This window comes from Curtobacterium sp. B18 (assembly GCF_000333375.1).
Classification (GTDB): domain Bacteria; phylum Actinomycetota; class Actinomycetes; order Actinomycetales; family Microbacteriaceae; genus Curtobacterium.
On record NZ_BACZ01000246.1, the window covers coordinates 1 to 6227 of the forward strand.

Here is a 6227-nt window from a genome sequence, read left to right on the forward strand (position 1 = left end):
CGCATTTCCGGCCTGAGCCACGTCACATGGTGCAAGGATGGGGGCGATGGGTGGCGTGTTGACCGGGTTCGCGATCATCGGCGCGATCATCGCCGCCGGGTACGTCGTCGGACGCACCGGACTGCTCGGCCAGCACGCCCAGTTCGTGATGAGCCGGCTCGCGTTCTTCGTGCTGATGCCGTGCCTGCTGTTCCACACGATCGCCACGGCGGACATCCACGTGCTGCTGTCGCCGATGCTCGCGGTGTCGCTCCTCAGCGCGGTCGTCGTGGCCCTCGGCGCCGGTGTCGTGTTCCGGCTGGTGCTCCGTCGGCCCCTCGCGACGACGACGGTCGGGGCCCTCGCCGCGAGCTACGTCAACGCGAACAACATCGGGCTGCCGGTCGCCGTGTACGTCCTCGGGCAGGCCACCGCGGTCGTGCCGGTCATCCTGCTCCAGCTCATCGTGCTCGCGCCGATCGCGCTCACGATCCTGGACACCGCGACCTCGGCCGGTGGCAGCTGGGCGCGTCGTGTCTCCGGGCCGTTCCGGAACCCGATCATCATCGCCTCGCTCGTCGGCCTGGTGTTCTCGGCGACGGGCACCGCCCTGCCGACGCCGGTGCTCGAGCCGTTCTCGTTGGTCGGCGCGGCCGCGGTGCCCGTCGTCCTGCTGTCGTTCGGGATGAGCCTGCACGGTGCGACTCCGCTGCGTGACCCCGCGATCCGGGCGGACGTGATCGTGGCGTCGGCGATCAAGCTCGTCGTGATGCCGGCCGTGGCGTTCGTGCTCGCCCGGTCCGCGTTCGGTCTGGGGGACCAGGACGTCTTCGTGCTCACGACGCTCGGGGCGCTGCCCGCGGCGCAGAACGTGTTCAACTACGCGCAGCGGTACGGGGCGGCGGTGCCGATCGCGCGCGACGTGGTGCTCGTCTCGACGATCGGCTCGGTGCCCGTGCTGGTCGCGGTGGCCGCCCTGCTCCACCCGTAGCCGCGCGCTGGCGGCGTCGGCCGGGGCCGCGCCCGCGCCCGCGCCGGGCCACGACGTCGCGCGAGCGGGCAGAGAACGTCCCGATCGCCGCCGGGTAGCGGCGCTTTCCGCCCGGTCGCCGGGCGACGCGCGGCATGTTGCGCCCGGTCGCGGAGCGACGCGCGGCATGTTCCGGCCGGTCGCGGGGCGACGCGCGGCGTGTCCTGCCCGGTCGCGGGACGGTGCGCGGCGTGTCCGGCCCGCTCGGGGCCCGTGTCGGGACCCGACGACGGACGGGAGGCGCGGGCCGGGCCGGCACCGCGCCTCCCGTCCGTCCCGTGGTCCCCACCAGGGCACGCGACGCGCGTCGGGACGCCACCACTGGGGCCACCGTCCGGACACCGGGACGCGCTACGGTTCGCGCATGACGGCTTCACCCGCGGCTGCAGTGCCGCAGCGCACCGACCGGCGCGCCCTCGTGTCGTGGGCCCTGTGGGACTGGGGCTCGGCGGCGTTCAACGCGGTCGTCACGACGTTCGTCTTCAGCACCTACCTGGCGAGCCGCGCGTTCGTGGACCCGGCGCTCGTCGGCGACACCTCCGCCGCCGGGAAGGCGCTCGTCGAGCGGGAGCTCGCCCACAACGCGGCCGTGGTCTCCACCGCCCTCACGATCGCCGGGATCGTCGTCGCCCTGGTCGCTCCGGCCGTGGGCCGGCTCGCGGACTCCTCCGGACACCGACGCCGGTCGGTGCTCATCGCCACGATCGGGATCGCGCTGTCGATCGGCGGCATGGTGTTCGTCGCGCCGAGCCAGCCGTACCTGCTGCTCGGAGCGGCCCTGCTCGGCATCGGGACCGTGGCGTACGAGATCGCCAGCGTCGGCTACAACGCGATGCTCGGTCAGGTCGCGTCGGGGGAGCAGACCGGACGTGTCTCGGCGATCGGCTGGGCGGCCGGGTACTTCGGCGGGATCGTGCTGCTGGTCGTCCTGCTCGTGCTCTGCATCCAGGACTTCGGCGGCGGCGACGTCGCGGGGCTCCTGCGCCTGCCCGCGACCGTGGCGTCCGGGCAGTGGGACGTCCGTGTCGCGATCGGCATCGCCGCCGTGTGGCTCGCCGTGAGCTCGATCCCGCTGTTCGTGACCGTCCCCGAGGCCGCACCCGACCGCTCGCGCAGCGGCAGCCTGCTCGGGGCGTACCGGGACCTCGGGCGGGACATCGCCCGGCTCTGGCGCGAGCGCCGGAACGTCCTGGCGTTCCTGCTCGCGAGCGCGGTGTTCCGTGACGGTGTCGGCGCGGTGTTCACCTTCGGCGGCATCGTCGCCGCGCAGGTGTTCGGCTTCAGCCCCTCGCAGGTCATCCTCTTCGCCATCGCGGCGAACGTCGTCGCGGGCATCGCCACCTTCCTGTCCGGCCGGCTCGACGACCGGTTCGGTTCACGCGCGATCATCACCGTCTCGCTGATCGGGCTCGCGGTGTGCGGCATCGGCGTGTTCGCGGTCGGGAACGTCACCGCGGGCTTCTGGGTGCTCGGGCTGACGCTGGCGCTGTTCGTCGGGCCGGTGCAGTCGTCGTCACGGGCGTACCTGGCACGGCTCGCGACGCCCGGCCGCGAGGGCGAGCTCTTCGGGCTCTACGCCACGACCGGACGGGCGGCGTCGTTCCTCGCCCCGGCGCTGTTCGGGGTCGCCGTCACGGTCGGCGGGTCGACGCGGTACGGGATCCTCGGGGTCGTCGTGGTGCTGGTGGCCGGGCTCGTGCTCATGGCGTTCGTCAAGCGGGAGCCGGTGGTCGCGCGCTGATCCCGTGCACGCCGGTGGTGGCGGTGCTATCGTCGCGGACGTCCAGGGGGAACGACGGGGGAACACATGGGGGCCGCAGCACTGCGGATCGAGTCGGAGACGCTCGCGGCGGTCGCGACCGCGCTGACCGACGCCCGGACCGCACTCGGTGCGGACACCGCCCGGTTCACGGGCCTCAGCACCGGTTGCCTCGGCGTGCTCGACGTGATCAGCCGCACCGCGGGTCTCTCGCTCGCCCACCAGGGCATGATCGACGCCGTCGACGCAGCCCTCGAGCAGGCCGCGGTCTTCCCGCACGACCTGGGCGCGCAGGTCGACGCGCAGGAAGCCGCCCTCGCGAAGCAGGCGGACGGCAAGTGAGCGGCGAGGAGCCGGACGTCGGCGACCCCGCGGGCATCACCGCCCTGGGGAAGCACTGGCACGACCGGGCCGACGCCGTGCAGGACGCCCTGGCGAAGATCGCCTCGGCGTCCGACGTCACCGCCTCTCCGACGTGGAAGGGCGACGCGCAGACGCGCTTCGCGGCACTGCTCGACGAGATGCGTCCGAGCGCGTCCGGCCTCGTGGCGCTCTTCGACGCCGCCGGGGACGCCTTCGACCAGTACGCGAAGGACGTCCAGCGCATCAAGGACGACGCCGACGCGATCCGCCTGCAGCGCGGGACCGTCGCGGCCGAGCTCGCCGGACAGCAGCTGACGCTGCCGACGCTCCGCTCCGCCGCGAAGGCCGACGACGCGACCGAGGCGGACGCCAGGAGCCTCGCGAACGCGGAGCGGGCCATCGCCGACGCCGGCGACCGGTCCGCGGCGCTCGACGCGCAGTGGGAGCAGCTCGTGCAGGACCGCACGACGGCCGACCAGGCGCTGCTCCGGGTGATCACCGGCCCCGAGACGCTCGGACGCCTCGGCAGCATCGAGGGACGTGGCGTCGGCGCGTCCGACGACGACCTCGCGTCGATGCTCGCCAGCCTGTCGCCGACCGAGCTCGGCGCGCTCCTGATGCTCGACCGCACCCTCGCCGACCGCATCGCCGACATGTCACCCGACGAGGTCGCCGCGCTCTGGAAGACCCTGGGCGGCGGGAAGGACACGACCGGCGCCGAGCACACCGCCGCGCAGGACGCGCTCATCGCATCGCTGCCCGCGGTCGTCGGCAACCTCGCGGGGCTGCCCGCCTGGGCGCGGGACCGGGCGAACCGGATGACGCTCGTGTCGGCCGTGGCGCAGGCCGAGCAGGACCTCGCCGACGCGAAGGAGCGGCGCGAGGGGCTCGGGTGGCCGGCGTCGCAGGCGGCGGACCAGGGGATCGAGGCGGCGCAGGCGAACCTCGACGCGTACCGGAACATCGAGAAGACGCTCGCGTCGACGAAGAAGCCCGGTCGTGCTCTGCTCACGCTCGCGACCGACCACAAGCCGCCGCTCGCTGCGGTGGCGGTCGGCGACGTGGACACCGCGGAGAACGTGACCTACATGGTGCCCGGGATGGGGACCACCACGAAGGACACTTCGGGGTGGACGACGGCAGCGCAGAACCTCTGGCAGACGCAGGAGCTGTCGAACGCTGCGGGGACATCGCATGCCGTGGTCGCTTGGATGAACTACGAGGCCCCTCCGGTTCCGCCTGCGTCCCTCGGTGTGCTCCACGGAGACGCCGCCCGGACCGGGGCGGATCGGCTCGCAGGCGATCTGCAGGGCTTCCGGGCTTCGCGGGACGAACAACCTGTCCTCAACCTGGTCGGCCACTCCTACGGCACGACGACTGCGGCGAACGCCCTCCACGATCACGGGGTCCACGTCGACGCCTTCGTGAGCGTTGCGTCGGCCGGTCTCGAGAACTCGATCCACGGAGCGAAAGACCTCGGTGCGGATCACGTCTACGCCGGCCAGGGCACCGACGGCATACCGTTCTCCGGGGACAAGCGCGACGACTGGGCAGGGACAGGTCGGATGCTCAGCGGTCGACAAGATCCGATGCAGCCGTCTTTCGGTGCCGAGACGTTCGGTACGAACGGCGGTGCAGACACCGACGGAGGAGGCGTCACGACGCACGATCCGCTCGGGTACCGTGGGGACACGGGGTACTTCAACTTGAACACCGAATCGCTCCGCAACGTTGCTCGAGCAACATTCGAGGACGGTCGAGGGATGACTCCCGCGGATGCAGCCACGCCGACTGTCTTGGACGACTGGGCGGACACACCGGGTGGACCGAGCCTGGGAGGGCGTCGATGAGATCCAGACCCGTGCTGAAGGCGGTCGCCGTCGTCATGACAGGACTCGCCTTGTCGAGCTGTGCGATGAACCCACCAGGAGAGGAAAGGTCCATGGCCTCCGTCCCGACGGCCCAGCAGCAAGGCAGCGCCGCCGAAGCGTACGTCGAGAAGACGATGCGCGCTTCCGGTGCGGAATGGGATGAAGCCCAGAGCGAGTCGTACGCGCAGGATTGCGTGCTCGAGGGTGGGAGTCGCGGGGCCCTGTTCAACGTCACACGGGTCGGTGGAGGAGTGCCGGACCCGAAGGCCACGCAGCGGTTGGTCGGCGCCGCGTGGGAAGCGGACGGTCTCGACGTGCAGTACTCGACGGACTCCTACAACGACGGGAGCCCGCAGTACGTCGTCAGCGGAACCGGCGGTCGGGTGGCGAGTGTGCAGTTCGGCGCTGGGTCGCATCGCAGTACGATCTCGGCTGTTTCACGATGCGGTACCGGAGATGCGGCAGATCTGGGTTGATCGCGCCGTCGCGCGGCGCTTGTGGTCGGCGCTGTGAGGGGGCGGGCGTCCGTGCTGGTCGCGGTGGTCGTCGTGGCATCGATGACTGCCTGCGCCCCCGGGTCGAGCGAGGGGAACACCGCGCGGGCTGCACCGACCGCAGAGCACCAGCGCCGACAGGCAGCGGACTACGTCGAGGAGACGATGCGCCGTTCCGGAGTCGACTGGGACGCGGACCAGTCCGAGGAGTACGCGCAGGACTGCGTGCTCGCGGACGGCTCGGCGGGCGCCCTCTACAACATCGTCCGGACCGGCGCGGGCGTCGACGACCCGGAGGCCGTGACCAAGTCGGTGGGCGCAGCCTGGGCGGCGGACGGATTGACGGTGAAGTACTCGACGGACGAGATGACGTCCGGCGCGAAGCGGTACCTGGTGAACGGTGGTGGTGGCGGCGCCGTCGAACGCATCCAGTTCGGGGCTGCGACGACCAAGAGCACCATGAGCGGCGTGTCGAAGTGCGGCACCGGGAACGCCGCGGACCTCGGCTGACCGCGCGCCTCGCAGCCGGACTCGTTCGACACCCGACGGGATCGAGACGGTGAGCGGACGCGCCCGAGGCGCGGCAGCGGGGACGGCGCTCGCCCTGACACTGACGCTCGCAGCGTGTGCCGCTCCGCCGACCGGCGGCACCCCGGTTCAGAGCACACTGAGCACGCCGACCGTCCAGCACCAGCGCGATCTCGCTGCCGCGTACGGGACGCGACCATGCA

General features: G+C 72.1%; 6 protein-coding genes. All 6 read left to right on the plus strand.

Going from position 1 to position 6227, the window contains the following annotated elements:
* Window positions 1-46: 46 nt before the first annotated feature.
* Window positions 47-970, plus strand: a complete 924-nt coding sequence (locus I5E_RS06300; RefSeq protein WP_022906245.1) for an AEC family transporter — start codon at window positions 47-49, stop codon at window positions 968-970.
* 403 nt (window positions 971-1373) lie between these two features.
* Window positions 1374-2750, plus strand: coding sequence for an MFS transporter (locus I5E_RS06305; RefSeq protein WP_031261727.1), 1377 nt, complete (start codon window positions 1374-1376; stop codon window positions 2748-2750).
* A gap of 66 nt (window positions 2751-2816) precedes the next feature.
* Window positions 2817-3110 carry a hypothetical protein gene (locus tag I5E_RS25285; protein WP_022906247.1) on the plus strand — a complete coding sequence of 98 codons (294 nt, stop codon included), beginning with the start codon at window positions 2817-2819 and terminating at the stop codon, window positions 3108-3110.
* On the plus strand, window positions 3107-4981 hold the full coding sequence (locus I5E_RS22610; protein ID WP_022906248.1) for an alpha/beta hydrolase: 1875 nt from the start codon (window positions 3107-3109) through the stop codon (window positions 4979-4981). The genes I5E_RS25285 and I5E_RS22610 overlap by 4 nt, the downstream gene beginning before the upstream one ends.
* 92 nt (window positions 4982-5073) lie before the next feature.
* Window positions 5074-5478, plus strand: a complete 405-nt coding sequence (locus I5E_RS06320) for a hypothetical protein (RefSeq protein ID WP_022906249.1) — start codon at window positions 5074-5076, stop codon at window positions 5476-5478.
* A gap of 72 nt (window positions 5479-5550) precedes the next feature.
* Complete coding sequence (locus I5E_RS21320) at window positions 5551-6006, plus strand: hypothetical protein (RefSeq protein ID WP_148286882.1); 456 nt, start codon at window positions 5551-5553, stop codon at window positions 6004-6006.
* The last annotated feature ends 221 nt before the right edge of the window (window positions 6007-6227 follow it).

What these genes read in the sequence shown, in the direction of transcription:
- I5E_RS06300 (WP_022906245.1), top strand. Translation starts at nt 47, where the DNA reads ATGGGTGGCGTGTTGACCGGGTTCGCGATCATCGGCGCGATCATCGCC.
- I5E_RS06305 (WP_031261727.1), top strand. Translation starts at nt 1,374, where the DNA reads ATGACGGCTTCACCCGCGGCTGCAGTGCCGCAGCGCACCGACCGGCGC.
- I5E_RS25285 (WP_022906247.1), top strand. Translation starts at nt 2,817, where the DNA reads ATGGGGGCCGCAGCACTGCGGATCGAGTCGGAGACGCTCGCGGCGGTC.
- I5E_RS06320 (WP_022906249.1), top strand. Translation starts at nt 5,074, where the DNA reads ATGGCCTCCGTCCCGACGGCCCAGCAGCAAGGCAGCGCCGCCGAAGCG.